Source organism: Pseudoalteromonas luteoviolacea, assembly GCF_001696455.1.
Classification (GTDB): domain Bacteria; phylum Pseudomonadota; class Gammaproteobacteria; order Enterobacterales; family Alteromonadaceae; genus Pseudoalteromonas; species Pseudoalteromonas luteoviolacea_C.
In genome coordinates this window covers 251149-276294 of the sequence record NZ_MAUJ01000007.1, presented here as the reverse complement: position 1 = coordinate 276294, position 25146 = coordinate 251149, and the positions used below count along the sequence as shown (strand labels likewise).

17 protein-coding genes are annotated in these 25146 nt (G+C 44.2%); 9 read left to right on the top strand and 8 right to left on the bottom strand.

Going from position 1 to position 25146, the window contains the following annotated elements; all coding sequences use genetic code 11:
* Nucleotides 1-124 precede the first annotated feature (124 nt).
* From A7985_RS19260 to A7985_RS19245, 4 genes are all read left to right on the top strand, one after another.
* A complete protein-coding gene (locus tag A7985_RS19260) occupies nt 125-1018 on the top strand; it encodes a hypothetical protein (protein WP_065792068.1) in 894 nt (297 codons plus the stop codon).
* Nucleotides 1015-2877: a sensor domain-containing diguanylate cyclase gene (locus A7985_RS19255; RefSeq protein ID WP_065792067.1), complete on the top strand. Its 1863-nt coding sequence runs from the start codon at nt 1015-1017 to the stop codon at nt 2875-2877. Before A7985_RS19260 ends, A7985_RS19255 begins: the two co-directional genes overlap by 4 nt.
* Nucleotides 2878-2948: 71 nt before the next feature.
* The gene (hrpB, locus tag A7985_RS19250) at nt 2949-5384 is read left to right on the top strand and encodes an ATP-dependent helicase HrpB (protein ID WP_065792066.1); all 2436 of its coding nucleotides are present in this window, start codon (nt 2949-2951) and stop codon (nt 5382-5384) included.
* A gap of 114 nt (nt 5385-5498) precedes the next feature.
* Nucleotides 5499-6728 (top strand): MDR family MFS transporter, encoded by a 1230-nt coding sequence (locus A7985_RS19245; RefSeq protein ID WP_065792065.1) that lies wholly within the window; start codon nt 5499-5501, stop codon nt 6726-6728.
* A 46-nt stretch (nt 6729-6774) separates the two neighbouring features.
* Here the strand turns inward: A7985_RS19245 and A7985_RS19240 are convergent, their stop codons facing one another.
* Together A7985_RS19240 and A7985_RS19235 are read right to left on the bottom strand one after the other, a co-directional pair.
* Entirely contained in the window at nt 6775-8493 is a 1719-nt protein-coding gene (locus tag A7985_RS19240) for an alkaline phosphatase D family protein (protein WP_065792063.1), read from the bottom strand.
* A gap of 582 nt (nt 8494-9075) precedes the next feature.
* On the bottom strand, nt 9076-10605 hold the full coding sequence (locus A7985_RS19235) for a hypothetical protein (RefSeq protein ID WP_065792061.1): 1530 nt from the start codon (nt 10603-10605) through the stop codon (nt 9076-9078).
* 246 nt (nt 10606-10851) lie between these two features.
* Between A7985_RS19235 and A7985_RS19230 the strand changes: the two genes are divergently transcribed.
* Nucleotides 10852-13158: a methyl-accepting chemotaxis protein gene (locus A7985_RS19230; protein WP_141685400.1), complete on the top strand. Its 2307-nt coding sequence runs from the start codon at nt 10852-10854 to the stop codon at nt 13156-13158.
* Between the two features lie 57 nt (nt 13159-13215).
* On the opposite strand, the gene A7985_RS19225 is transcribed toward A7985_RS19230, so the two are convergent.
* Nucleotides 13216-13908 carry an SOS response-associated peptidase family protein gene (locus tag A7985_RS19225; RefSeq protein ID WP_065792057.1) on the bottom strand — a complete coding sequence of 231 codons (693 nt, stop codon included), beginning with the start codon at nt 13906-13908 and terminating at the stop codon, nt 13216-13218.
* 148 nt (nt 13909-14056) lie between these two features.
* Between A7985_RS19225 and imuA the strand changes: the two genes are divergently transcribed.
* The 3 genes from imuA to A7985_RS19210 are packed head-to-tail and all read left to right on the top strand — an operon-like array spanning nt 14057 to nt 19248.
* Nucleotides 14057-14758, top strand: coding sequence for a translesion DNA synthesis-associated protein ImuA (gene imuA / locus A7985_RS19220; RefSeq protein ID WP_065792055.1), 702 nt, complete (start codon nt 14057-14059; stop codon nt 14756-14758).
* A gap of 3 nt (nt 14759-14761) precedes the next feature.
* Entirely contained in the window at nt 14762-16177 is a 1416-nt protein-coding gene (locus A7985_RS19215) for a Y-family DNA polymerase (RefSeq protein ID WP_065792053.1), read from the top strand.
* Complete coding sequence (locus A7985_RS19210) at nt 16177-19248, top strand: error-prone DNA polymerase (protein WP_065792051.1); 3072 nt, start codon at nt 16177-16179, stop codon at nt 19246-19248. The genes A7985_RS19215 and A7985_RS19210 overlap by 1 nt, the downstream gene beginning before the upstream one ends.
* A 90-nt stretch (nt 19249-19338) precedes the next feature.
* On the opposite strand, the gene A7985_RS19205 is transcribed toward A7985_RS19210, so the two are convergent.
* The 3 genes from A7985_RS19205 to A7985_RS19195 form a co-directional block, all read right to left on the bottom strand.
* Nucleotides 19339-20001 (bottom strand): hypothetical protein, encoded by a 663-nt coding sequence (locus tag A7985_RS19205; RefSeq protein WP_065792049.1) that lies wholly within the window; start codon nt 19999-20001, stop codon nt 19339-19341.
* A gap of 94 nt (nt 20002-20095) precedes the next feature.
* Nucleotides 20096-21283, bottom strand: a complete 1188-nt coding sequence (locus A7985_RS19200; RefSeq protein ID WP_065792047.1) for a GGDEF domain-containing protein — start codon at nt 21281-21283, stop codon at nt 20096-20098.
* 180 nt (nt 21284-21463) lie between these two features.
* Nucleotides 21464-22501, bottom strand: a complete 1038-nt coding sequence (locus tag A7985_RS19195; RefSeq protein WP_065792045.1) for a GGDEF domain-containing protein — start codon at nt 22499-22501, stop codon at nt 21464-21466.
* Nucleotides 22502-22694: 193 nt separating this feature from the next.
* On the opposite strand from A7985_RS19195, the gene A7985_RS19190 reads away from it, so the two are divergent.
* Nucleotides 22695-23159, top strand: a complete 465-nt coding sequence (locus tag A7985_RS19190; RefSeq protein ID WP_065792044.1) for a hypothetical protein — start codon at nt 22695-22697, stop codon at nt 23157-23159.
* Nucleotides 23160-23173: 14 nt separating this feature from the next.
* Here the strand turns inward: A7985_RS19190 and A7985_RS19185 are convergent, their stop codons facing one another.
* Both A7985_RS19185 and A7985_RS19180 read right to left on the bottom strand, forming a co-directional pair.
* Nucleotides 23174-23704: a methylated-DNA--[protein]-cysteine S-methyltransferase gene (locus A7985_RS19185; protein WP_065792043.1), complete on the bottom strand. Its 531-nt coding sequence runs from the start codon at nt 23702-23704 to the stop codon at nt 23174-23176.
* Nucleotides 23701-25131 (bottom strand): DNA-3-methyladenine glycosylase 2 family protein, encoded by a 1431-nt coding sequence (locus A7985_RS19180; protein ID WP_065792042.1) that lies wholly within the window; start codon nt 25129-25131, stop codon nt 23701-23703. Before A7985_RS19180 ends, A7985_RS19185 begins: the two co-directional genes overlap by 4 nt.
* Between the last annotated feature and the right edge of the window lie 15 nt (nt 25132-25146).

Genomic DNA, 25146 nt, shown 5'->3' with positions numbered 1-25146 from the left:
AATAATTTCATGGCTGGATTTTTAGTTATAAAAGCTTACTTTACTGTTATTTTTTGGTTAACATTCATCCTGTTTTTTTAGTATACTCCGGTATGTGTAGTGAAGGTGTGATTTGGGAGCGGTCATGAAGTGGTTGGTTTTAGTGTTACTAGTAGTTTGCTCTAGTTCTGCTTTTTCACACAATCAGCTCGTTGTTGATATTATGAGTAGTGAAAACTTCAGCCAGCGTTACAATGCGTTCCTTAATGGCCGTTCACCTCTCGATGTTCAAGACTTCCATCCCACAACGAACGGATCCCACATTGAAATTATAGAAATGGTTTTGTTACAGCAAGCTCTGTTTCTTGGTGGAGAAACCAGAGAAGTGGTTTTTAATCCTAAACCCTCTGTAAATATTATTGAGTTCTCAGACATGATAGCTGGCGACAGCCTGATTTTAGCGCGCTCCGTTTGGCATGAAGATATTCTTAATTACCGAGGCTCGCTTTATGTGAGTGATGCCGTGGTTGAGTTTGGTGATTATGAAGCTGGGCTATATGTGACAAAACGCAACATTGCACTACAAAACTTACCCAAAGAGCAACTCGAGCAGCTCACGGTGGTGGCAAACCCAAGATGGCGAGTTGACTGGCGCGCATTGAATAATACGTCAATTAATATTGTAAGCTTTATTGGTCCTTGGGAGACGATGCTTAACATGGTTGAAACAGATATTGTCGATGCCATGTTGGTTAATTTTAGTGTCAGTGAGAACTTACTGCTTAATTTTGAGGGGAGAGAGTATGTGCCTATTCAGAATCTCAAAATGATGCTACCAGACTCTCGGCATTTTATTGTCAGCAAAAGGCATCCGCAAGGGGAACAGATCTTTGCCGCGCTGAATCGCGGCCTCAAAATACTTAAAAAGAAAGGCGTACTACGTAGGGCTTTAATGCAATCAGGGTTTATTAATCATTTAGTCAGCGATTGGCAGTTTATAAATGAAGACATGATGGCAACATCAAGGGTGGTAAAATGAAACTACATTGGTGTGCATTACCATTCATCTGGTTATTGAGTTTTGAGGTGTGGGCAAATCTGGGTAGCAGCAGTAGCGCTTCTCAGAAGGAAGATCTCAGTAAAATGCTAGGCCAATTAACGTCACAGCTAAAAGAAGATTATGACCTCAATTTGTTGCCGCAAATCCGTGTGTTAAGGGAGCAATCAAGGCAACTAGGTGAAAAGCGTTTACACGCAAAATCATTGTTGCTCGAAGGGCTGATACGACAACATTACGGTGATTATAAGAATAGTTTAGTGCTGCATAATGATGCGCTTGATATTGTCACTGATATGAACTTACCCGAGCTTGAAGCCGATATTTATTTAGCACTTGCCCAGCTTGAAATGAGCTTGGAACGCTTTCGTTTTGCGCAGCAATTATTGGAACGTGCCTATACGCTTATTACTAAAAGCGTGTCTAATGAACATGTTAGGAACTTATTAGCTGAGCACGCTCTGTGGCAAGGTACTTTGCATATTATGCGTGGCAGCTACCGCCAAGCACTGGTGATATTAGAGAGTGTGGACTCTGATGCAAAGCAAGAGCTGTCGAGCAAATTGGCGTTAACTCGAGCATGGGCGCACCTAAGTATTGGAGAGCATCGCAGTGCAAGCACCTTATTAAAACAGGTGTCGCAAGAAAAAACGGCTTTGAAAGAGAATTTACGACTTAGAGTTCGCTATAAGTTGATGAGTGCCATGGCGTACTTACAAGCTGGTGAGTTTACCGAGGCAATCAATCAAGCCAATCGCGCGCTTGGTGAAACATTCGGTACGCGATTTCTAACAGAGCAGTCTATGCTTCAGAAAATCCTGGCTGGTGCTTATGCGCAGTTAGGTGATTTCGAGCAAGCGCATTTATATTTAAAGCGTTTTGCCATGACAGAGCAGGCTTTAAATCTTCAGAAAAGAAATAACAAGTTATTGCAACTCGAAGCGCAATATACATTAGCTGCGCAAAAGCAGCAGTTGAGTGTACTAGAAAAAGACAATGCACTGCAGGCTCAGCAGCTAATTCAACACCAACAAAAAATTGATAATGCACATTTGGCACAGCAGCGAGGTGTGTTGGGAATGTTGCTGGTGGTTTTGGTCTTTGGTTTTGGCTATTGGAGGTGGCAAAACAAACGATATTTAACAGTATTAAAGCGGCAAGTAGCGGAACGCACAGCAGAGCTTGCCGAGCGAAACAAGCGTTTGCAAGCTCTGAGCTTTACCGATAGTTTGACTGGCCTTAATAACCGCCATTATTTTTTCAGCATTATAGATTCACAAGTCAATGCCAGTGCGACTACACATGCCGAATCAAGCGAAAAGCATGAAATGATTTTTTGTTTGTTAGACATCGACCATTTTAAAAAAGTGAATGATACATATGGTCATGCGGCGGGAGACACCGTACTTCAATCTGTGGCTGATATTCTAAAGCAATGCACACGAGACAGTGATTTGGTGATCCGTTGGGGCGGAGAAGAGTTTTTAGTTGTCATGCCAAATATGACCCATGGCGAGGCTGCTGAAGCCGTGGAGCGAGTAAGGCGTCAGGTTGAGTGTTTTCCATTTGTTGTCAATGAACAAGCTATCCAAGTAACCTGCTCTATTGGGTTTGCGCCATATCCGTTACGTAATCAAGGTGGGAAATCGCTAAGCTGGGAGCAAGTACTCGAATTGGCGGATAATGGGCTTTATATGGCTAAAGAAGAAAGCCGAAATGCTTGGGTTGGGTTGCAAGGGTTGAGCCGACCATTTAATGCACCCGCTGAGCAGCTCATTAGTGACTACAAAAGTTTGATTCATAGTGGCCATTTGCTCGCTTCTACAAGTTACCATTCATAAAGTAAGTTACTGTAATTCAGCCTAACAGTGATAGAATATTGCTATGTTTACGCAATCTGAATCATGTCACTGTGCTACCTATTGAAGAAGTTTACTCGCAATTAGTTGAACAACTCTCCTCCCGAGAAACGGTGCTCCTGCAAGCGCCTCCGGGGGCGGGTAAGTCGACTTGGCTACCTTTACAATTGATGCAAGATGGGCACTTTAAGCGCATTGTAATGTTAGAACCTCGGCGATTAGCGGCTAGAAATATCGCTCAATTTTTGGCTTCACAGTTGAATGAGCCCGTGGGGGAACAGGTTGGTTTACGAATTCGTCAAGAAGTGAAGGTGTCAAAACGCACGCGGTTAGAGATAGTGACTGAGGGCATGTTGACGCGCATGATCCAACAAGACCCGGAGCTGTCAGGTATTGACCTATTAATTTTTGACGAATTTCACGAGCGTTCATTGGCGGCAGATACCGCATTGGCGTTTGCGTTAGAGTCTCAGGCAGCGTTGCGTGAAGATTTAAAAATCTTGGTCATGTCAGCAACTTTGGATAGTGAGCGTTATGAAGCATTTTTAGCGTGTCCGGTGGTGCGCTCAGAAGGTCGCAGTTATCCCATTGAGGAGCGCTACATTACGCTCAAAGATGAAAGCCAATGGTTGCTGCAAATTGCGCCTATGGTGCGTCAAGCGCTGAGCGAGCAAAGTGGCAGTATTTTGGTGTTTCTACCCGGTCAAAAAGAGATCCGTTTTGTCGCTAATGCTCTATCAGAAGAGTTAGAGCAAAACCCTCATGTACAACTGGCAACGTTATATGGCGATCAGAGCAAAGCGAGCCAGCAGGCGGCCATTGCGCCAGTGCAATCAGGGCAAAGAAAAGTGGTTCTGACAACGAATGTGGCTGAAACATCACTGACAATCGAAGGGATCCGAGTTGTGATTGATTCAGGAAAGCGGCGCGCTGGTGTTTTTAATTTGCGCACGGGCGTGACTGAGCTTACGACGCTTTCTATTTCTCGGGCTTCAGCAATACAGCGTGCAGGTCGGGCTGGTCGAATTGAGTCTGGGGTTGTATATCGGCTCGGTAGTAAAGCGATGTTTGAGAGACGCGATGCACACGATAAGCCGGATATATTGAGCTCAGATATCAGTGGACTGCTATTGGAAGCAAAGGTTTGGGGAACAGGCATCAAAGAGTTACCTTTGCTAGACAGACCGAGCGAGGCCCAAATAAATCAGGCTGAGCAGTTGCTTATAGAGCTTGAAGCACTCGATGAACAAGGTAAGTTGCAAGGGGTGGGGTCAAAAATACATGCTCTGGGCGGCGAACCAAGATATGCACACATGCTACTTAAAGTGCAGGAACTAGAGTCTCAGCTATCTGGTATAACGCGCTTAGCCTGCTATTTTATGGCATTACAAGATAGTAGAGTGAAATGTGCTCCGGAGCTGAGTTTAGCTTTGCAGCAACTACAGCATAAGGTCCCACCACAGTTTACAAAACAGTTGCAATATTGGTGCAAGCGTGCACACATTGAATGTAGCACTGCTGAGCTGGCTATCGAACACCTTGCCATTGTGGTGGCATTGGCATACCCAGATAGGCTAGCCAAGCGAAGAGGTAATGGCTTTGTATTGGCAAACGGTGCCGGTGTAAATGCCCACAGTGAGTATTGGCTAGACACCCCATTTTTAGCAATCGCGCAATTGGGCGGCCATAAAGGGCAGTCGATATTTAGTGCTACAGCCTTTGATCCCAATGCGCTAGAGGACGTATTACCTCATTTATTTATAGCAAGAACGGTTTGTGAATTTGACCAAAAATCAGCTCAGTTTATTCATCAAGATAGAGTGTATCTAGGCCAGTGTGTGGTTTCAGCTAAGCCAAGTACGACCCCACTCGATCAAGCTGCAAGAACCGCTGCGTGGCTTAATATTGTGCAGCAGCAAGGGTTGAAACTATTCAATCAGTTTCAAGAATGCGCCCCTTTATTAGTGCGTTTGCAGCTAGCAAAGCAGCTTTATCCAGAAGAGTTTGAGTCATTTAGTGAGGCCGAATTACTGGCGAGTGTAGATACTTGGCTGGCTCCATTTCTAGATGATATTAAACAGTTCAATCAACTTAAGAAGTTAGATCTAAAAGCAGCACTTATGGCGCGAGTAGATTGGCAAAAGCAACAGCGCCTCAATGAATTATTACCAGAGCGAATAGCCGTACCAAGTGGCTCTAATTTGCGTATTCAATATGAGCTGGACGGCCCGGCCCGATTGGCTGTTAGGATGCAAGAAGTTTATGGTATGAGTCAAAGCCCCATTTTATGTGAAGGTCGCTTACCGGTCTTAATGGAGCTGTTGTCGCCAGCACAAAGGCCTCTGCAATTGACGCAGGACTTGGCACACTTTTGGCAAACCAGTTATCGCGAAGTTCAAAAGGAAATGAAAGGGCGTTACCCAAAGCATTTTTGGCCAGATGACCCGGCTACCGCGCAGGCGACTAATAAAGTAAAAAGCCGTATGTAATAACGAGAAAAAATGGCTGTGTGATTTTTCCAAAGGAATGCAAATAATGCTTTACCTCAGGTTAGGTTGAGGTTTTATTGTGTTGCGCAAAGATAATAAAAACAGGATTTTAAGATGGAACTAACTCAATTCTCAACACAGATCACACGTTTCACGCCACTGGTTTGGACCATGTTGTTAGGCAACTTTTTTGTTCGAGCCAGTTACTATATGGTGTGGCCATTTCTTGCGGTGATCCTGTATACCAAGTTTTCTTTAAGCGCGACGGAAGTGGGCGTCTTACTGACTGGCAGCGCGACATTTGCTGTTTTACTTGGGTTTTATACAGGAAATTTAGCAGATCGATTTGGTCGCTTTAAGATACTGTACGCCGCTGTGATAATGGGGGTGTTAGCATTTACCGCACTTGCTATCGTAGATGAACTCTGGGCATTTTGCTTGGCGGTATTTTTTGCGTGTATGCCAAGAACACTCTGGGATGCACCGAGCAAGGCCCTGTTGAGTGATGAACTAGCGCAGGATAATGATAGAGAGTTAGCGCTTCACCTGCTGTATTTTTTAGTCAATGTCGGTGCTGCTCTGGGGCCTCTATTTGGGTTGTGGGCAGGCCTTAACGGTGAGCAGTTTAGTTTTATTTACACCGCAGTTGCATACTTGGCGTTGTTCTGTGCATTACTGCTAAAGCAGCGCCAAGCGAGAGTTAGCAAATCTTCGAGCCAGCCAACAAACATCCCTCGTTTTAGAGAATGGCTGACACTGTTACGTAATGATAAAAGGTTTTTGTGGGTGCTGGTTGCAACTTTTTTGGTTTACCTTGTGTTTGGCCAAGGTGATTCTAGTTTAGTTCAATACCTTACAAGGGCTGAAGTCCCGGAGCTGGCACTTTTAATCTCCAGCCTGATTGTGACCAACTCCCTGATCATTGTGGTATTTCAATTTCCGCTTTTACACTTGATGAAAGACTGGTCTATCCAATTCCGACTGCTAGTTGGTGGCGGTGTGTTAGCTGTGTCGCAGTTAATGATGGTACTCACCGATGTGCATAGTTTTTGGGCGTGGATTATATGCATCGCTGTGTTGAGCTTGAGCGAAGCGATACTGTTTTCAAACATCAATATTCATATCGATAGAATGGCACCTCAACATTTAAAAGCCAGCTACTTTGGTGCTGCGGGACTTTGTTCGTTAGGGTTTGCTTTCGCGCCTTTAGTTGGCGGGGTGATCCTTGATTTAGCAAGCGGTAGTTGGCTATTTATAACAATGACAATAGCTTGTTTGGTTGCAAACTGGCTGTACATAATGTCTGAAAAATCAGAAGAAAACGCAAAGGCGTATGAAGGATAGGCATAAAATAGCGCCTTAAATTAGGCGCTATTTCTGAATCTGTCCGTTAAAACTTGATGATGGTAGATACTGCTTCTTCTTCGGTTGTTTGAATAGAAAGTTTAATAGTGTGCTTTTCCCAATCAATATCAACCATGCCATAGTTACTCCCTGATTTATTAACCAGATGCCTATCGCTGGTGGTTAAATTGGCAATGTTGCTGCTAACAAGTCCTACTTGCCCATCAGGTGTCACAGCGCCACTCGGCGCACAATTTCCCCACTCACCGCTGATACCTTTGCCATTGTCGTCAACTTTGGTGTAGCACCATGGTTTGTCGTTATCTTTTGTTGTGCAGCCACGGTAGGTGGTGAGACCATACGTGAAAGGGAATTTACATTGTTGAGTGTACTGGCCATCACCTTTGGTATCGGCATAAACGGGCAGTCTTAACGGGTTTTCTATATGATATGGCCAATTTTGACCAAACCCAGATGCTGTGACTTCATATACTGTAACGGCCTTACCATATTGCGCGCTGGCTGGGATTTCTTTTTTCAATAACTCACCCCAATGTTGATCTCCAGATAAGAAAATCACAGCTTTGGTTTTTCCACTGTTAATTGACTTTTGCACGAGACGCATCAACTTAGCGCGTTCTGTTGGGACTTCAGCCCATGATTCGTAGCTTGTACCTGACATATCGGACTCTGCCATATCTGCGATGGCTTGTTCAAACTGCTTGCCATCTCCATAGGCGCAGTACTTACTTTTACTACGACCTTGGTAAAGTGGCGGAAGTACCTGAATACCACTGGCGATTAGCTTAATTTCAGAAGGCGTATTCAGTTGTTGTTCAAGCCACTGCCATTGCTGCGCACCTAAAATCGTGGTTTTATCACCTTCACATGTGCCGTAATTACTAAATGTAGGTGAGCGAAAATAGCGCGCATCCAGTGTAATAACATGGGTGCGCTCATTGGTTGGCCCCAATAACTTAGCTTCATATATTCCAGCTTGACCGTTTAGCCTTGGGTCATCCGCTGGGACATCAAAGTGGCGTAAATATTCCTTTTGGCTATTTACGCGCTGGGGGTAGTGTTTACCATCATTGTTGGCGCCATAGTCATGGTCATCCCAAGTCGCCATGACAGGAATATTGGCCGCGAGAAATTTTTGATAATCAATATTACGTTTTTTGTCATCATACTTTTGGCGCATTGTTGCCATGTTTGTAGTGTCTGCGTAGATATTGTCTCCAAGCCATAAGAATAGGTCAGGTTGATGAGAAATAAGCTTCGCAAGTGCTTGTGGCATATCGCCTTTCGTTTTAAAGCAAGAGCCAAGAGCAACCCGATCTAATCGTTTACTCGCTTGTGGATGAGTATGCTTGGGTAGCGGATCACTTTCAACTGGTGCGCACTCTTCCCAATTCCCTTGCTCGTCAATATAGCACCAAGGTGTCGTATGGTTTATCGATGAACAGCCGTAAAACGCTTCTCCTTGATATTGAGAAGGAGTATTACACACTTTACCTGTACTAGTTGTAAAGGTGGGAATGGTCTCTGTACGTACATTACCCCATGAGCTGCCATCAATTGCGTTTTTTAAATAGCACCATTGATTACCGCTATTATTTTTGTCGGTGGTGCCTTGGTAGCTGGCTGTCTGATAGCCAAATACAGGTTGGCATTGGTCATAGTGTACTTCGGGAGCCGCGTGTGCAATGGGTATTATGCTGAGTAAAGCGAGTGTTGTGAGCGCAACAGTTGTATATGTCATCATGATTCCTGTGAGTTTATTGTCTTTTCTCCTTCCTTGTGAGCAAACGAACAGTCCCGATTGACTGTTTTATTCTTCCAGATTGAACGCGTGGCAGTGTATTCCCCAAAAATGAAACTCCGTTGTCAAAACAATGGCAAAAATATGTCTGCCGTCTTTTAAAAGCCACGTTACGTGCCTATGGGTGAGATTTAACGTGTTGATAAATATGGTTTTTATGATTATATTTATATCTGCATATTTTTTCTGGAATTACATCGCGATTGCTTGAACTTGTCCCTTGAATTAGCTATTTTGGAGACGTAAAAGTATTTTCCGCATACATTTACAGACTATCTAACCCAAGAAATGTTGGCAGAGCTTAATACGATTTATTGTTAAGCCTATTAAAATAATGGCAGCTCGTATTGGAGGCTTATTGAGCCTTTTGAAAGGCGATATTTGTTTTGGTAGTCGTGGTATTGTGTTACGCAATTAATGGTATCACTTACTACACATTTGAAATTTGCAAGAAAAAAGCGGGGCTAACTAGCTCCGCTTTTTTGCATGTGATTTTATACTCGAATTTTATCAAGTCATGACGGTTTAATTAAAAGCTGGCTGCCAGTACTTCAAAGAGAAATTGTCGATATTGACAGTGGCTGGTGAACTACTAAACGAGCGAACGCGAATTAGGAAGCGGTGCAGCGGCTTAGTTGGATCAATAGGGTACATTTCATTGATTTGGTAGCTACCAGTACCTAGTGTACGCACCTCACAAAAAGTATCTTTGCCACCCGTTCTATAGTACACATCGGTACATACTTGCACAGGCTTACCGTAGGTTGCTGCAGTAATATTGGCATCTAACTGGGTATGTATTTGTGTGGCAAAACGCGTTTCTCCCCAAGGGAAAAAGTAAGAGTAACTGGCCTGTCGCCATGGTGAAAGTGCCAATTTAAGGCTCGGTGAGCTGTTGAATTGACTGTTACTTTCAATGCTAATTGAGACATCCTCAGGGTACTGTGTCGTAAAATCAATATGACCAGAATCATAGTTATTAAAGACTTGATAGAAAGCACCATCGGAGCGAATCTCTGCAGTGTGAACCCTTGCACTGTCAATGAGTATTGAGCGTTCAGCTTCAATTTCAAACTGCATGGATGAAATGCCAGAGGTATAGTAATCGTCGCTAAAATCAAGCATCAAAGGCACTGTTTTACGCGCATTCGGTGCAAGTGTTAATCTATCGTATCGGCTTGTTGTATTAGCTTGCCCGGTGAGTTCACGATTAAAGTATGCTTGCCCTGAAAGCTTGACCTCAACAGCTTCGGTACTTGGATTGTGCAATGTGAGGCTGGTGGCAATGTAGTTGGGTGTTGAGTGTACAATAAACAAGTTGCTCAACTCGAACTTGGTTCTATATCGGCCCTCACTGTCTGCGTTAATTTGCAAACTTGGTGCATTTGAGTTTCCGTATTCGTGCGAGAGCACGATATTACCGCTAAAGCGTTGTTGTAATTGCTCAATGGTCGCTGTGGTGGTGTCATCCATCAAGAAATGTTGGATCACAGTGCTGTCATGCTCACTATTGTCTGTAAGCTGGGCTTCGATGTTGTCGAAAAGCACCGGCATCTCATCTAATAAATGGGTACTCCAGTATGCCGTGACCTGTTTAATATGCTTGCCGCTAGGTAATGTTGTGGCGACGTCAAAAGAGTGAATACTATGTGGTTGTTGGCTAATATTGTCGCCTTCAGAGGTATAAACTTGCATTTGACTACCGTCGTCAAATTCAACCATTAAAGACGTATAGAGGGATGTGTTTCCCTGATACTTTGAGTTTTGAATTTCTGGTAGCTGGACGTCAAAGCTCACTTTAAACTGTGTGGGGTTGCTCAGAGTTTGATTAATTTCAAAAACACGCATTATCTCAAAGTGACTTAGGGCACTCACTTTTAAACTATAGCTCCCCGAGATCGGGTTTACATTCGTTTGCTCAATAGCTGTGACATCACCGTAATTGACCTCTACCTGTTCAGTTGAACGTTCAAAGTCTAGTTTTTCTAGCATTTGAGCCTGTCCTTGTGTGGTAAAAATACTCGATAAAATTAATGCCAAAGACTTAAGTTGCATATTCCTTTCCTTATTTAGTTGTAGTTTTCCCTCAGTTTGTCGGTTGTTTGAATAATATATTTAGCTTTATTTTTATGGAATTAAGTAATTAATAGTTTTGTATGGGTTTTTATGGTTGTTTTTTGCTCTCTTATGGATAAATAATTAAAAGTCATAAAAGTGCATCGAGCAGCTTTTAAGATATGACTAGCGGGCTGAGGCCAATTGAGCCACAGTGAATAAACAAACAGGTAGTTGGGAGTGGAAGTGCGCTTAAAAACACGTTTAAGTATTGTATCTGTATTGCTCGCTGTTGTACCGCTGTTAATAGCGTGTTTTGCAATTGGCTTTATTGCGTATCAAGAAGGCAAGGCTGCAGTTTCTAAAGAAGTCGAAAATAACCTTGTATCGAGAAGAAACGCGATGCAAAACCAAGTTGAACGCTACTTTGCAACCATGCAATCTCAGGCCACCACCTTGGCGCACTCAACGATGGTGATAGAAGCGGCGAAGGCTTTTAATACAGCATTTAATAGTACTGCCTCTATTAACGAGCGCGGTTACCAAGCGCTAGAAAGCTATTATTTGAACCAATTTAGGCCTGTTTTAATCGATAAAAGCCCACTCCAAGAAAGCGAGGCTACGCGTTTATTTACGCGACTTTCTGAACGAGCTAAGTCATTACAATCACAATATATTGCAGATAATCCGCATCCACTTGGAAGTAAAGATCAGCTGCTCATGGGGCCTAATAGTAACGCCTATGATGTGGTTCATCGCAAATATCATCAGGCATTACGTGATTTCCAATCGCAATTCGGCTTTTATGACATCTTTATTGTGAGCCCTGAGGGCGATGTGGTGTATTCGGTTTTCAAAGAGGTGGATTTTGCAACTTCTCTGACGCAAGGGCCATTTAGTGACTCAGGTTTGGCGAGGGCATTTCATGTTGCTAGTCGACAAACCACACGTCAAGGTAACTTCATTGATTTCGCACCCTATTTCCCCTCTTACAATGCTGCTGCGGGGTTTATTAGCTCCGCGATTATTGATGATGGAAAACTGTTAGGCGTGTTGGTTTTTCAATTACCAGTGGATGAAATCAATAATATGCTGACCTTCTCGGGTCAGTGGAAAGCACAAGGGCTGGGGGACTCCGGTGAAATTTATGTGGTAAACCAAGCGAGAAAGCTGCTGACGAACAGTCGATTTTTTGTTGAAGATAAGTCTCAATTTTTGGCCATATTAGAAGCACATAACGTCGCACAAGACACCATTGCTAAGATTGAGCAGCAAGATACGACCGTTGGCATATTGGAGGTGGACTCTCCCGGTACTCGAGCTGCACTTAACGGTGAATCTGGCGTGGCGATTTTTGATGATTATCGTTCGGTTGCCGTGGCATCAGCGTATGCGCCACTCAATATTGAAGGCTTAAACTGGGCCATTGTCAGTGAAGTGGATTATGCCGAGGCGTTTGCGATGATTTCATCATTGCAAAGCTCAATTTTTAAGTCAGCACTGGTGTTTGTTTTGATTGCGGGTGTGGTTGCAACCTTAATTGGTATTTTTATCGCAACGAGAGTAACTCAACCAATTTTGGCTGCCAGTAATGCGATCCGAGATATCGCTGATAACAATGATTTTCGCTTGCGTGCGCCAACTAAAGGTGATGCAGAAATTCGCGAACTCAGTGAATCTGTGAATCGTTTAGTAGGACGTTTGCAAGGAAACTTCAGCGATATGCTGAGTAGCGCTCACACGTTGAAAGAGATGTCTATCGTATTGTCTGAACGAATGGGCGCGTTGATCAATGCGGTTAATCAGCAATCATTAGACTGTGAACAGTCAGCCACTGCGGGTTCTCAGATGCAGCAAGCTGTGCAGGAAGTGGCGAGTAGTGCACTAAAAACCTCTGAACAAACGCAACAAGTTAATAGCCTCACAGATAATACCAACGATTTGGTTGCTCGATGTGCCATGATATCTCAACAATTGGCTGCAGAGATGGCTTCAGTGGGTGAGATGATGGATATCTTGTCTTCTCAAAGTGCTAAAATCGGCAGTGTGTTAGATGTGATCCAGTCGGTTGCGGAGCAAACCAATTTATTAGCGCTGAATGCTGCTATAGAAGCTGCGCGAGCGGGCGACGCAGGGCGAGGATTTGCTGTTGTTGCTGACGAAGTAAGGGGGTTGGCAATACGCACTCAGCAAGCGACAGGAGAAATTGAAGACATGATTAAGCGCTTGCAGTCAGGGGTTGAAAAGGCGCAAGGGCGTGTACAGCAGAGTCAATCTCAAAGCGTGAATAATGCAGAAACCTCCGAGCAAGCTAAGTCGTCACTAGGGGATGTGACTTCAGCGATTGCGCAAATAGCAGCAATGAATACACAAGTGGCGACGGCCTCTAAACAGCAGTCAGATGCTGTTCAGCAAATAAGTCAATCCATTTCAGCTATCAGCCAAGAAGCCTGCGATAATTTATCTCGAGGCCGTGAAATTGATGAACGAGCAGCGGAGTTGGAGCAACTTGCTGTGAAGCTAGATGGTATTTTAACTCACTATCGGGTGTGAACCCTCAGGAGCTAGCCTGTTAGGTCGAATGTAACATTCATGAAATGGCCTATTGAGTTAATCATGTATCAATGACCGTGCTGGTGCAATAGGCCGATAACTACTTGGCCTGTCAATTTTCTGCACAGTGAGAGATTGGTGTAAATGGGGCACCAAGAGGTGATTAAACCCTGTGACGTCATGGCGCTGGTCGTCCAGCCATTGATTCAATAAATCCGAGCTTTGAGGGAGCATCAAAGGACTCGCTTTATCATGATAAGGACGTAACTTGGGGTGTGGTGGCAGTGTGATGATTGAGCAAGAAAGCACTTGCTCTCCAGTCGCTGGGTGGCACCAATGTTTGTACAATCCTGCCAGGCATAGTGCCCCATCTTCTGCGATAAAATCATGATAGTGTAAAGGTTTGCCATCTTGGTACTGTGTTTCTCCAAACCCTTTGACGACAACAATACAACGGCCATATCTGAATGGTTGATAAGCGGCGCTACTTTTGAGGTGCAACTTATCGTATCGACTGTTAAATGAAGTGTACTTAGAAGGTTTAAACCCGGATTGCGTTTGTGTTAGTAGTAACCACCAAGTGGCATGGCTAAGGCTGCGTTGACCGTTATATTGGTGAACGATACTGATGGTGTCAGTCGCGCGCTTAAAGCGACCAAATAGCATCTGTTCTCGAGGGTTTTCAATGCCTAGATCTAGCAGTATTTGGATCACAAAAGGGTCATCTGTAATATTCAATCTACCACACATTTTTTGCCTCCCATTTTACCTTAAGTATTGGCTGCTCTTGATTTTATTGTAGCCAGTTAAATTTACTTTGCGATATGCCTTGAAGAACTCGCTTGCACTTTTGATTTCGATCTATAATACTGTATATGTATACAGTAAAGTGTGTGTTATGGCCAATTTAATTGATTTTTTACAGCATCAGAACCTTGTTTGGCAGGGAACTGAAAATGCGCCTGTCTCTCGTCAGGTATATGAAACCGTCAGCACAGGGTTTGATGACCTTGATAAACAGCTGCATGGTGGACTGCCAAAGCAAGGCGTTGTGGATATTCAAAGCCAAATTGGAATTGGAGAGTTGAGACTATTGTTGCCTTATTTGCGTGAGCAGACACGCATGTGTGCGGTAATAAATCCCCCTGCACTGATAAATGCTCATGCGCTTTTTCATCAGGGCGTCGATACTGGGCAGTTTTTAGTGATCAGACCTAACTCGCCACAAGAGGCGCTCTGGGCAGCAGAGCAGTGCCTGAAAAGCGGTGCTTGTAGCAGTGTTTTATTGTGGCACGGTGATTTAGAGGTACATCAAGTTAAACGCTTACAGCTTGCTGCGCAAACGGGGCAAGGACTGATTTGTTTAATGCGCAGTAACCTGACACAGTCCGCATCATTACCCGTTTGTTTAAGCCTAAAGTTATTACCTCATGCGTTGGGCCTTAAAGTGCAGATAACAAAGCGCAGAGGAGGATGGGCTAAGCCTGATTTTGTACTAGATATGTCATCAAGTTGGCCAGAGTTAACAGCGCAGGTTAAAGTTTCTCAAGGCGCTGAAGTTGTCGCATTTGAGCATGCCCTGCAGCAGGTAAGTAGGTGAATTATGGCACTTTGGCTTTACCTGCATTTTCCGCAATTACAACTTGATAATCTGTATCACCATGAGGCCCAGCGACAACCGACGATTATTGTTGCAGGTCGTGGGCACAGTGTGGTGCAGTTGAATTCGGTGGCGTATGACGCTGGTATTCGCCAAGGAATGGGGCTTGGGGCCGCTGCAGCAACGTGTTCATCTCTGTGTGTGCATGAATATGATGAAATACAAACGAAGCAGCGTTTGGCCGAGCTGGCTCAGTGGTTGTATTTAAATACTGCAGAGATCCATTTATCTGGCACGACGGGGTTATTGCTTAAAGTCTCGGGTATGCTGACCATGTATCGAGATATTACAGAGTATTGGCATACTCTACGGGCTCGGTTACATGCACAAAATGTCTGTTACCACTTCAGCCTTGGTTACTCCCCTTTGGCTGCACAGCTTTTGGCTGAAGCGAAATTTGATGCCCTTTGTGAAGACAGTAAGCAATTAGAGCATCGCTTGGGGCGCTTGCCCGTAAGCGTATTAGGGTTACCTGATAAGCAGCGTCAGAGCTTAAAGCGTGTTGGTATTCAGTCGGTACACGCTCTTTTTGACATCCCAATGCTAGAACTCGGTAAGCGCTTTAACACTGAATTAGTTCATTATGTCGGGCGCTTACGCGGTAAGTTACACCATCCGGTGACGTTTTATCAGCCGCCGGAACTGTTCGAGCGACAGCTGACTTTACTCTATGAGTTAGAAAATCTAGATTGGCTTGCAAAGCCTTTATGCAAGTTACTTATACAGTTAGAGCAATTTTTAAAGCTTCGAAATAAGCTGACTAAGTCAATTCAGATAACATTGTTACAGCGAGATAGTGACCCCTTGATGCTGGAAGTTGGGAGTGCAGAAGGGGAGTATCGTGCTGATAAATGGCAGGGGTTGTGCCAGTTAGTACTAGAAAGAACACAATTAGTTGCTCCTTTACAGGGGGTTTCTTTAGCTGTTACAAGCTTTTGTGAGCCAGATGAGCTGAGCACCGATTTGTTCAGTGAACGCTGCGGCACTATGACGGCAGCTGGGCTGCTCGCGGTGCTGCAAGCAAAGTTGGGAGAAAGTGCTGTGCAAGGTATTAAGCCAAGTGCAGATGCCCGCCCTGAGCTGGCAACGACGCATTGTGCGCCTTTGACTTCAAAAACACAGACGCATAGTAAGGCTGAACTTGAACCCATGTTACGGCCTAATTTGCTGCTTCCCCAAATTCTCCCATTACAACAATCTGTCACCTTAGTGCAGGGGCCTGAGCGGATTTGTACTGGCTGGTGGGATGGCCACGAAGTGGAGCGAGATTACTTTATTGCACAAGACGAGTCTAAGCGCTGGCTTTGGGTTTTTAGAGATCGGCAACAACGTTGGTATTTGCATGGAGTGTTTAGTTAATGCAATACGCAGAGCTGTTTTGTCAGAGCAACTTTTCTTTTTTACAAGGAGCCTCTCGACCTGAAGAGCTGGTTAGGCAGGCACAGTTTTTAGGTTATTCTGCGTTGGCTATCACTGATGAGTGCTCCTTAGCAGGTGTCGTACGTGCTCATTCTCTGATTAAGAATGAGCGGCTTAGTATCAAACTCATTATTGGCAGTTTATTGCGTTTTGAAGGCTTAGAAGTCGTTCTGATTTGTCCTGATAAAACAGCTTATAGCGAGTTGTGCAGGGTGATAAGCAATGCGCGGCGGCGAAGCAGCAAGGGGGACTACGCACTTGAAAAGTGGGATCTGATGTCGCTACGTCATTGTTTTATCATTTGGTTACCAGCTGGCAATGCTGTTGATGAAGGCTGGGGGGAGTGGTTAGCACGTTATCATTACACTCGTACTTGGATAGGAGTGCAGCGGCGTTTGGATAATCAGGAAAAGCGCTATGTTGCGCATTGTGAGGCGCTTTCTAAACAGTATCAGATACCTATATGTGCAGTGGGGGGCGTGCTAATGCATTCACCAACTCGGTTGCGCTTGCAGCATGCGTTAACCGCGATTGCACATAATCAGGCGGTTGATCAGGTTAAGGCGCAGCTGCTAGTAAATACTGAGCGTGCTATGCGGCCCAAAACAAAACTCACCAAACTGTTTCAGCCAAATTGGCTTGAAGAGTCGCAGCGTATTGCTAAACGCTGTATGTTTGACCTTGATAAGCTACGTTATCAATACCCCAGCGAACTGGTGCCCGCAGAGCAAACCGCCATGCAATATTTGCGTACTTTGGTTGAGCAAGGGAAGCAGCAGCGATTTCCTGACGGTGTACCGAGTGAGATTAACGAGACCATAAGCAAAGAGCTGAACTTAATTGAGGAACTGGATTACCCTTATTTCTTTTTGACGATTTATGACATTGTGATGTTTGCAAAAAGCCGGGGGATTTTATACCAAGGCAGGGGATCTGCAGCGAACTCCGTGGTGTGTTACTGCCTAGAAATTACAGCGGTTGATCCTCGTCAGGTGGCGGTTTTATTCGAGCGCTTTATTAGTAAAGAGCGCAATGAACCTCCCGATATTGATGTAGATTTTGAGCATCAGAGGCGCGAAGAAGTCATTCAATACATCTACCAAAAGTATGGCCGCAAGCGTGCAGCGCTCGCTGCGACTGTGATCACTTATCGTTTTAAAAGTGCAGTGCGTGATATTGGCAAAGCGTTGGGCATTGCCCAGTCGCAACTTGAGTATTTCATTAAAAATGTTAATCGACGTGATCGCAGCTTGAATTGGCAGGCACAGATTGTTGAACTGGGGCTGGAACCTGATTCTATGAAAGGTCAGCAGTTTATTGAGCTGGTGAATGAAATCATAGGTTTTCCCCGTCATCTATCACAGCATGTAGGTGGTTTTGTGATTTCGGCAGGGCCATTACATGACTTAGTCCCCGTAGAAAATGCAGCCATGGCAGACAGAACGGTTATCCAATGGGATAAAGATGATTTAGAGAGCTTGAAACTGCTGAAAGTGGATGTGCTGGCTCTAGGGATGCTCACCGCCATTCGTAAAGCGTTTGATTTGGTAAAGCAACATACCGATAGACGCTTGAGCATTGCAGATTTAACGCGCATGCAAGATGATCCTGCGGTGTACAACATGATCCAAAAAGCTGACACCGTGGGTGTCTTTCAAATTGAATCACGGGCGCAAATGAGTATGTTGCCCCGTTTAAAGCCTGCTTGTTACTATGACTTGGTCATTCAGATTGCGATTGTGCGCCCAGGCCCCATTCAAGGGGATATGGTCCACCCATTCTTAAAACGCCGTAGCGGAGAAGAGGAAATAGAATATCCCTCCGAAGCGGTTAAATCGGTACTTGAACGCACTTTAGGGGTGCCCATTTTTCAGGAGCAGGTGATCAAACTCGCGATGGTTGCGGCTGGATTTTCGGGTGGTGAGGCGGATCAGCTGAGACGAGCGATGGCTTCTTGGAAAAAAACCGGTGAGCTGATGCAATTTAAGGATAAGTTATTAAAAGGTATGACTGAGCGGGGGTATGACAGTGCCTTTGCTGAGCGCATTTTTGAGCAGATCTGTGGCTTTGGTGAATATGGCTTTCCAGAAAGCCATTCAGCTTCTTTTGCTGTGCTGGCTTATGCCTCGTCTTGGTTGAAATATTATTACCCCGCAATGTTTTTCACTGCACTGCTTAATAGCTTACCAATGGGCTTTTACAGTGCTTCCCAGTTGTTGCAGGATGTAAGGCGTCATCAAGTTGCAGTGTTCCCTATATGTGTTAATCAGTCAGAATATGATCATGTGGTTTGCCAATACCACGGTCAATGGGGTATTCGGTTAGGGTTGCGTCTAATAAAGGGGCTCAATCAGAATATGGCTACACAGATTGTGACACAGCGGCCAGAGCAAGGTTATCGCCGTGTGCAATGTTTGACTGACATTGGTATTGATAAAGGGACTTTGGAGCGATTAGCTTCTGCCAATGCATTACACAGTTTTAGCGGAGATAGGTATGCAGCCCGCTGGCAGATAATGGATAGTGAAGCAAACTTACCTTTATTCCAGACTGAGTCACAAGAAGAGACAGCGCAGCATATACAATCACCAGATGCGTTTGCGGACTTAATTGAAGATTATACAGCCACGGGTGTGACACTGAATAAACACCCGATCACCTTATTAGAAGAAGCTGGTTTATTGCGGCCATTTACTCGAATGAATGAACTGCCCAGTAAAGCGCATAAGAGTTTAGTCACGGTAGTGGGAGTCGTCACAGGTCGACAAGCCCCAGGGACAGCCGCTGGTGTGACATTTTTTACTCTAGAAGATGATACCGGTAATATTAATGTCGTGGTGTGGGCCGGAACGGCAAGAGCACAAAAACAAGCTTATTTAGGGTCTAAATTACTGCGTGTAAAAGGCATTGTGGAAAAGGAAGGCGAAGTGATCCATGTGATTGCAGGTCGTCTGATTGATGAAAGCGATTTACTACATGGGTTTAATCATAAATCGCGTAACTTTCACTAACGAGATGCCTATGGCAGCTTTACAGATGAGGCAAACTTGCTAGGGCCTAGGTGCATTATTGGACTGCCTAGGCACAGCAGTAAGAGCCCGCTATTGGTAGGCATCTGCGTCAAAATAGAGTTGCTTCAAGGTGCCACAATTCACAAACTTATATATCAGTTCAGACACTTTTGGAACCCTTTTAGAAGTCTTAAATCTTTGCATACAAGCACTGGTTAAATCCACGAAAATTAAATGGTTGAAGCTTGGTGTTTGGGTGATTTTGTGGACGTAGATACGCTCAGTTTTGTTGATTTCTATACTGTCGTACTCTTGCCATTGACCTGAAGGTTTTAAATCTTTCATTTTTCTTGAATAGAGTTTATCACTGAACACGATACTGCGCTCTGAGTACACTTTAAATCCGTCTTTTTTATAATGGCCTTCATAGACATCAGCAACAACGGTGATTTCTTCACCTCGTTCTAAGCGTTGTAAATTAAACGCTTTGGGCTTAATAGTAATGAGCTCAGAATCACGTACTAAATTTAAAAACGCCACGTCAGGGTTATCTATTTTATAAACAACCTGAATGTCGCCAGGCAACTTGTAAGAAGGGAAATTTGTTGCGTATATTTTTGAACCGCGATTCATCAGTACCATACCGTGTTCACCTTGGTATGCGGGGTTAAGAGGGGGGAGTTCTTTCTTTTCTTCTGCGACAGATGAAAAGCCAATGGTTAAAAAAATTAACATGCAATAAAAGTGCTTCATAAAGTATCCTTTGCTGAGCTAAGCATGGCCTGAGTATAGCAATAGACAGTCAGTCTGCTATCTATTACTGAGAAATAAGCTGACATAGAGTAAGTTAATCACTGACGTTATTACGGCCTTTTTTCTTGGCGCGATACAGTGCTTCATCAGCGCTTTTAATGACCTGTTCGAAGGCCTGTTTTGTCTGTCTTGTGGCAACACCGATTGATACCGTAACATTAACCACTTTTCTATCGGCGGGGGGCTTACTTTGCCGAGACTTTTTAGACTGGCGCTGCTGCTGCCTGATAATCATGTCATAATTGGCAATGTCCTCTCGCAGTTGCTCTAATGCATTGAATGCGATATCGGGCGGTTTATTCGGAAAAACCACTGTAAATTCTTCGCCGCCATAACGAAAGACCTTGCCACCACTTTTCACTTTTGCCAGCTTAGAGGCAACAAGCTTCAGTACTTGGTCGCCAATATCATGGCCGTAGGTATCGTTAAACTTTTTAAAATGGTCGATATCAAGCATGGCGACCGTATATTTGCGGCCCAGAGACAGGGATAGTTGATTGAGTGCGCGCCGTGTGGGCAGTGCCGTTAAATCGTCTCTATATGCCAGGAAGTAACTATCGATAGATACTGTCAGTAAGTAGACTAAGGCAACAATTGCAACCACGACATCAAGCGGTAAGGTCAGCCAATTCACATGCATAGCGAGCCACAGTACAAAACTACTAAATAGAGTAGCTAGGGTGAGGCACTTATGCGTGATACTGCGCCACAATAATAGGCTGCCAATTAACAGCAGAGGAATATGGGCCGTGATATAGGGGGACAGTACTTTTGTGAAAGCATGTCTGGTTAACAGAGTATCGATTAACGCTTGATATGTAAGCCAAAAATACACACATACTCCGATTGTACTTAGCATGACGATACGTGTTAATACATGGCGTGAAAGCAGCGCACGGTCCTGCGTTAAGGATGTCATCAATAAAATTAACGCACCACACAAAAGCAACCAGGAGGTACTGCTTTGTATCCAATTAGACCAAGGGAAAGCGTATGTCTGGGATGCAAAAAGCAGTGCCCACAGCACACAGATAAGAGCAAGTCGGCTACGGTTAAACTGAGCAGAAAACATTGCTGAAAAAAGCAAAATGGGAAGGGTTAACTGGCTTATTGTGGTTGTGTACGCCTGCCAATACTGCTCAAAGTGTTGAGCGCCTAGCAGGCAAATAGCAAGGCCGAAAAGGCAGCCAAGTGTGGTTTTAACCCCTTCAAATTTATACAACAATGATCTCCAAAAATTGATGAGTTAACATGTTTTTGAACATTGTAATTTGACGACTTGAAAATTACTACAAGAGTTTATTCGGTCGTGTAAATCAATGAGCTTGCAGAACAAAAATTAGCCAACGGATGTGGAAGTTAAACGGCGATTTCGTACGTTTACTTAGGATACTCAAAAGCTTTAGGCCGCCACATCTTCAATTTTGTCGCAGTTGAGATTGTACAAGCAGGCCCTGTCTCGGCCTCTTTGCTTTGCTGCATAAAGCGCTTTGTCAGCGCAGCTCATCCATTTAGTTTGGGTTAGACGATTATCGGTGGCGCAAATGCCTAAGCTGACAGTCACTGGGTGATCTTCAATCAGTGTCGAGGTTCTGATAGTGGCTCGTAACTTTTCTGCGACTTTTTCAGCCGTTTCTAAAGTCGTATTGGGGAGCAATATGACAAATTCTTCACCGCCAACCCGAAATAGCAAATCGGTTTCTCGGATCTGTGTATTGATACCGGAAGCAAGGCTTATAAGCACTTCATCCCCTTTTGCATGGCCATACAAGTCATTGATTTTTTTGAAATGGTCAACATCAATCATAATGAGTGTTGAGTCGCTGTGGTAGTGGAGTTTATTGGCCAGTGCGTCTTTCAAAAACAGATTAAGTTGGCGACGGTTGAGGGCTCCTGTTAATGCGTCTTTACTCGACTCTTCCTTAAGTAGCTCATGTAAGGAGTCAATGTGTCGCAACAGCAGGTTTACGACCGTGATCGTCATTAATAAAGCGATAAATAGGCGCATGGCATCTGCGACTTGATAATTTAATAAAACGTAGACCGTGGCACTCACTAGCAAGGGGAAATTAAAAATTATTGCAGTTCTAATAGGAAACAAAAAACTCATGATGATACTTACTGGAAAAACCCAGAAAATGGTGCCATCGCCTAAAGTAAAGAGAGATAGGGTTACAGCGAGTACGGCGAGCGTAGCCACAATATGTTCATTAATTGGTAGCTTTCTACCATTTACGAGTGCAAAAGAGTCCGCACTAAAAGTGAGAACAAAAAGACTAATGGCTGAAGCCAATGGATATTCACCAATAATGAAATTTTTAACCGCCAGTGGTGAAAATACGGCGAGTATGATTAAAGTGACAGCAGGGAATACTTTTCCTTTTTTGCCAAAATACGCACTTAATCGTAAGGGATCGTTTGGGCCATTATAAAAAGACACGTAATTCTTTCCACTTAATAAACTATACCTCGTTCATTGTATAAATATATATAATTTATTCCTATATTAAAGGTTTTTTGTGTTAATTATTTGATAATAGGGTGTGCTTGGGTATGGAATAAAGTGCTAAAATAAGTCTTGTGTCTAGTTTAGATGTGTTTTAATTGGTTTTATAAGAAAGACTTGGAGGCGTATGCACAATTCTAAGAGGGTGGTAAAGTATTTAGTCACTGGCATACTTTTTTTTAGTATTTACTCAAAAGCGACTGCTTTTACAATGGTGACGGTGCCAGATTCGACTGAAGTGGCGCAAATAGAAACATCGGATCGGACTTACATACTTAAAATGTCTGGGGTCAGAGATGAAGAGAAAGCCCATATGTGGGCTGAAAGATTAAAACTCGCATTTGTATCGAGCCAAGGGCTGAAGGTCTTAGCCGCGACGAAGTGTTTGACACCGGTGGTACGGGTCGTAAAGAAACGTGGCTTAAAGACAGGATCTCAGCCATGGTTTGTTGTTGAAGTAGCACTAGGTAAAACAAAGCGAGAAATGGTACATGCGCAGGAATTGTCCAAACAGCATCTGTCAGACAATCCCCAGTCATTTATTTTGCGCGCTGACGACAAGGAGCTTGAGGGTTTAAGCATGCGCTGCTAGTTATACCAACAGTACTACTGCAAAAACTCCGTCTTCGCTTGGCGAGTATTAACAAGTAGAGCCAATTCATCTGTACTTGGTTTGATATCCATAATACCTTCATGGGCCAATAACCACTGTTTTCTGGTTACTCCACCTGCATAACCTGTCAGCTTGCCATTGGCACCTATGACTCGGTGACAAGGCACAATCAAGGTAATAGGGTTTCGGCCATTGGCACCCCCTACGGCACGCACGGCTTTAGGGTTATTGAGCTGTTCAGCTAATTCTAAATAGGTCATGCTTTTGCCGAATGGAATCTCAGTGAGTGCCTGCCACACTTGTTGCTGGAAAGGCGTACCTTGCCAGTCTAAATCTAAGTCAAACTGTGTAAGATTTCCCGAAAAGTACGCGTCTAATTGTCTGTTACATTCCTTGAGTAGATTGCAAGAGCGCGTTTGGGTAATTTGTTCGCCGCAGAAAATTAGCTGACGTATCCCAATTTCCGATGCTTTTATTTCAATTAGTCCAAGTGGGCTTTGGAAGTAATCCGTGTATAAATTCATAGTTGGCTCCATAGCTGAAAAGTAAGGTAACTGCGCCACGGAGACGCTAAGTCGGGCGTAAGAGTAGGTATAGGTTCGGGCGAAGGTTCGGGCGAAGCCTCGGGCGAAACCGCTATTGTGCTTTCAGGGGCAGCTGTTTGTGCTTTAAGCGCTTTAATTACGCCTAAATCTGAACCTAAAAAGATATCTGGGTCGCTCTGACCACGCATTTTTGCGTAGGCTACAGTCCAGGGACCTATGCCTTTGAGCTGTAACCAATCATCAGGTACTTCTGGTTCATTGGTGTCACAGAAGTACTGCGCAAAACGGATCAACGTCTGTCTGCGGGAGTCTGGCATTTTTAAAAACTGAAGATCACTGTTTGCTATGGCTCTTGGCGCTGGAAAATAGCGTCCTTCAGGTGCTTTTTCACCAAGTTGATGCACCAGTTGATGCACCAAGTTTTTGGCTGCTTGAACAGAGACCTGTTGACCCAAAATGGCCCTTATTCCCGCTTCAAACAAACTCCAGATGCCAGGTAAGCGCAAGCCTTGGGTAAGTTTAAAAGTTCGGGGGAGCGCGAGGGCTAAATCCTGTTCGATTTGTACTAAATCAGCATCTAAATCTAAAATTCGACGAATATTGTTCACAACAGGCTTGAGTACTTTTAATTCATCCAATTGTATTTCAACTTCAAAGCAGTGTTTGTCTTCGAGATGCGTCGCATTAAACAAACCTTGATGACCCTGCCAAGAAAAGTATCGGCCGTAGCTATGGGGCGTGATCCATTCTAACCCTTCGATCAGCCTTGCTGATAAGAATTGTTGCATTTGCTGCCAATTGAAAGGCGGTCGATAGAACAGTCGCAACACAACTTTTGAGCTGGCCTCTTCTCGTTGCTTACGCATTTGTGTTGGTGTGAGTTTTAGTTGATCTTTAAAGCAGTCGTTGAAGCGCCTAACGCTCTCAAAACCGCTGGCTAAAGCGACTTCAGTAATGGGTAAACTCGTTTGATGCAGCAGTTTTTTGGCAAACAAGCACTGTTGATAAAGTGCGTAGGTTTTTGGCGACACCCCTAAATGCTGATTAAACAACTTTCTTAAGTAGCGATCGCTGACTCCCAATCTGCTTGCGAGCTCAGGCAATGAGTTTTGCTGAAGCGCCCCTTGATCTATCAATTTAATGGCCCTATCTAGAGTTGCCCCGACTCCTTTCCATGCCGGTGAGTCAGGTGCACTGTCCGGTCGACACCTTAAGCAAGGCCTATAACCTGACTGGGCAGCCAGCATGGCACTTTGAAAGTACTCCACATTTTCTTCTTTGGGTGGATGTGCAGGGCATACCGTACGGCAATAAATGCCGGTTGTTTTAACCGCAATAAAAAATTTACCGTCGAACCGAGCATCTCTTGATAGGCGCGCTTTTTGACAAACTTGATGATCTAACATTTCAGTCAATCCTAC

Excerpts from the sequence above, each read along its gene's own strand:
- imuA (WP_065792055.1), top strand. The coding sequence starts at position 14,057 with ATGGCCAATTTAATTGATTTTTTACAGCATCAGAACCTTGTTTGGCAG.
- A7985_RS19180 (WP_065792042.1), bottom strand. The coding sequence starts at position 25,131 with ATGTTAGATCATCAAGTTTGTCAAAAAGCGCGCCTATCAAGAGATGCT.
- A7985_RS19210 (WP_065792051.1), top strand. The coding sequence starts at position 16,177 with ATGCAATACGCAGAGCTGTTTTGTCAGAGCAACTTTTCTTTTTTACAA.
- A7985_RS19260 (WP_065792068.1), top strand. The coding sequence starts at position 125 with ATGAAGTGGTTGGTTTTAGTGTTACTAGTAGTTTGCTCTAGTTCTGCT.
- A7985_RS19245 (WP_065792065.1), top strand. The coding sequence starts at position 5,499 with ATGGAACTAACTCAATTCTCAACACAGATCACACGTTTCACGCCACTG.
- A7985_RS19205 (WP_065792049.1), bottom strand. The coding sequence starts at position 20,001 with ATGAAGCACTTTTATTGCATGTTAATTTTTTTAACCATTGGCTTTTCA.
- A7985_RS19225 (WP_065792057.1), bottom strand. The coding sequence starts at position 13,908 with ATGTGTGGTAGATTGAATATTACAGATGACCCTTTTGTGATCCAAATA.
- A7985_RS19235 (WP_065792061.1), bottom strand. The coding sequence starts at position 10,605 with ATGCAACTTAAGTCTTTGGCATTAATTTTATCGAGTATTTTTACCACA.
- A7985_RS19240 (WP_065792063.1), bottom strand. The coding sequence starts at position 8,493 with ATGATGACATATACAACTGTTGCGCTCACAACACTCGCTTTACTCAGC.
- A7985_RS19255 (WP_065792067.1), top strand. The coding sequence starts at position 1,015 with ATGAAACTACATTGGTGTGCATTACCATTCATCTGGTTATTGAGTTTT.
- A7985_RS19185 (WP_065792043.1), bottom strand. The coding sequence starts at position 23,704 with ATGAATTTATACACGGATTACTTCCAAAGCCCACTTGGACTAATTGAA.
- A7985_RS19215 (WP_065792053.1), top strand. The coding sequence starts at position 14,762 with ATGGCACTTTGGCTTTACCTGCATTTTCCGCAATTACAACTTGATAAT.
- A7985_RS19190 (WP_065792044.1), top strand. The coding sequence starts at position 22,695 with ATGCACAATTCTAAGAGGGTGGTAAAGTATTTAGTCACTGGCATACTT.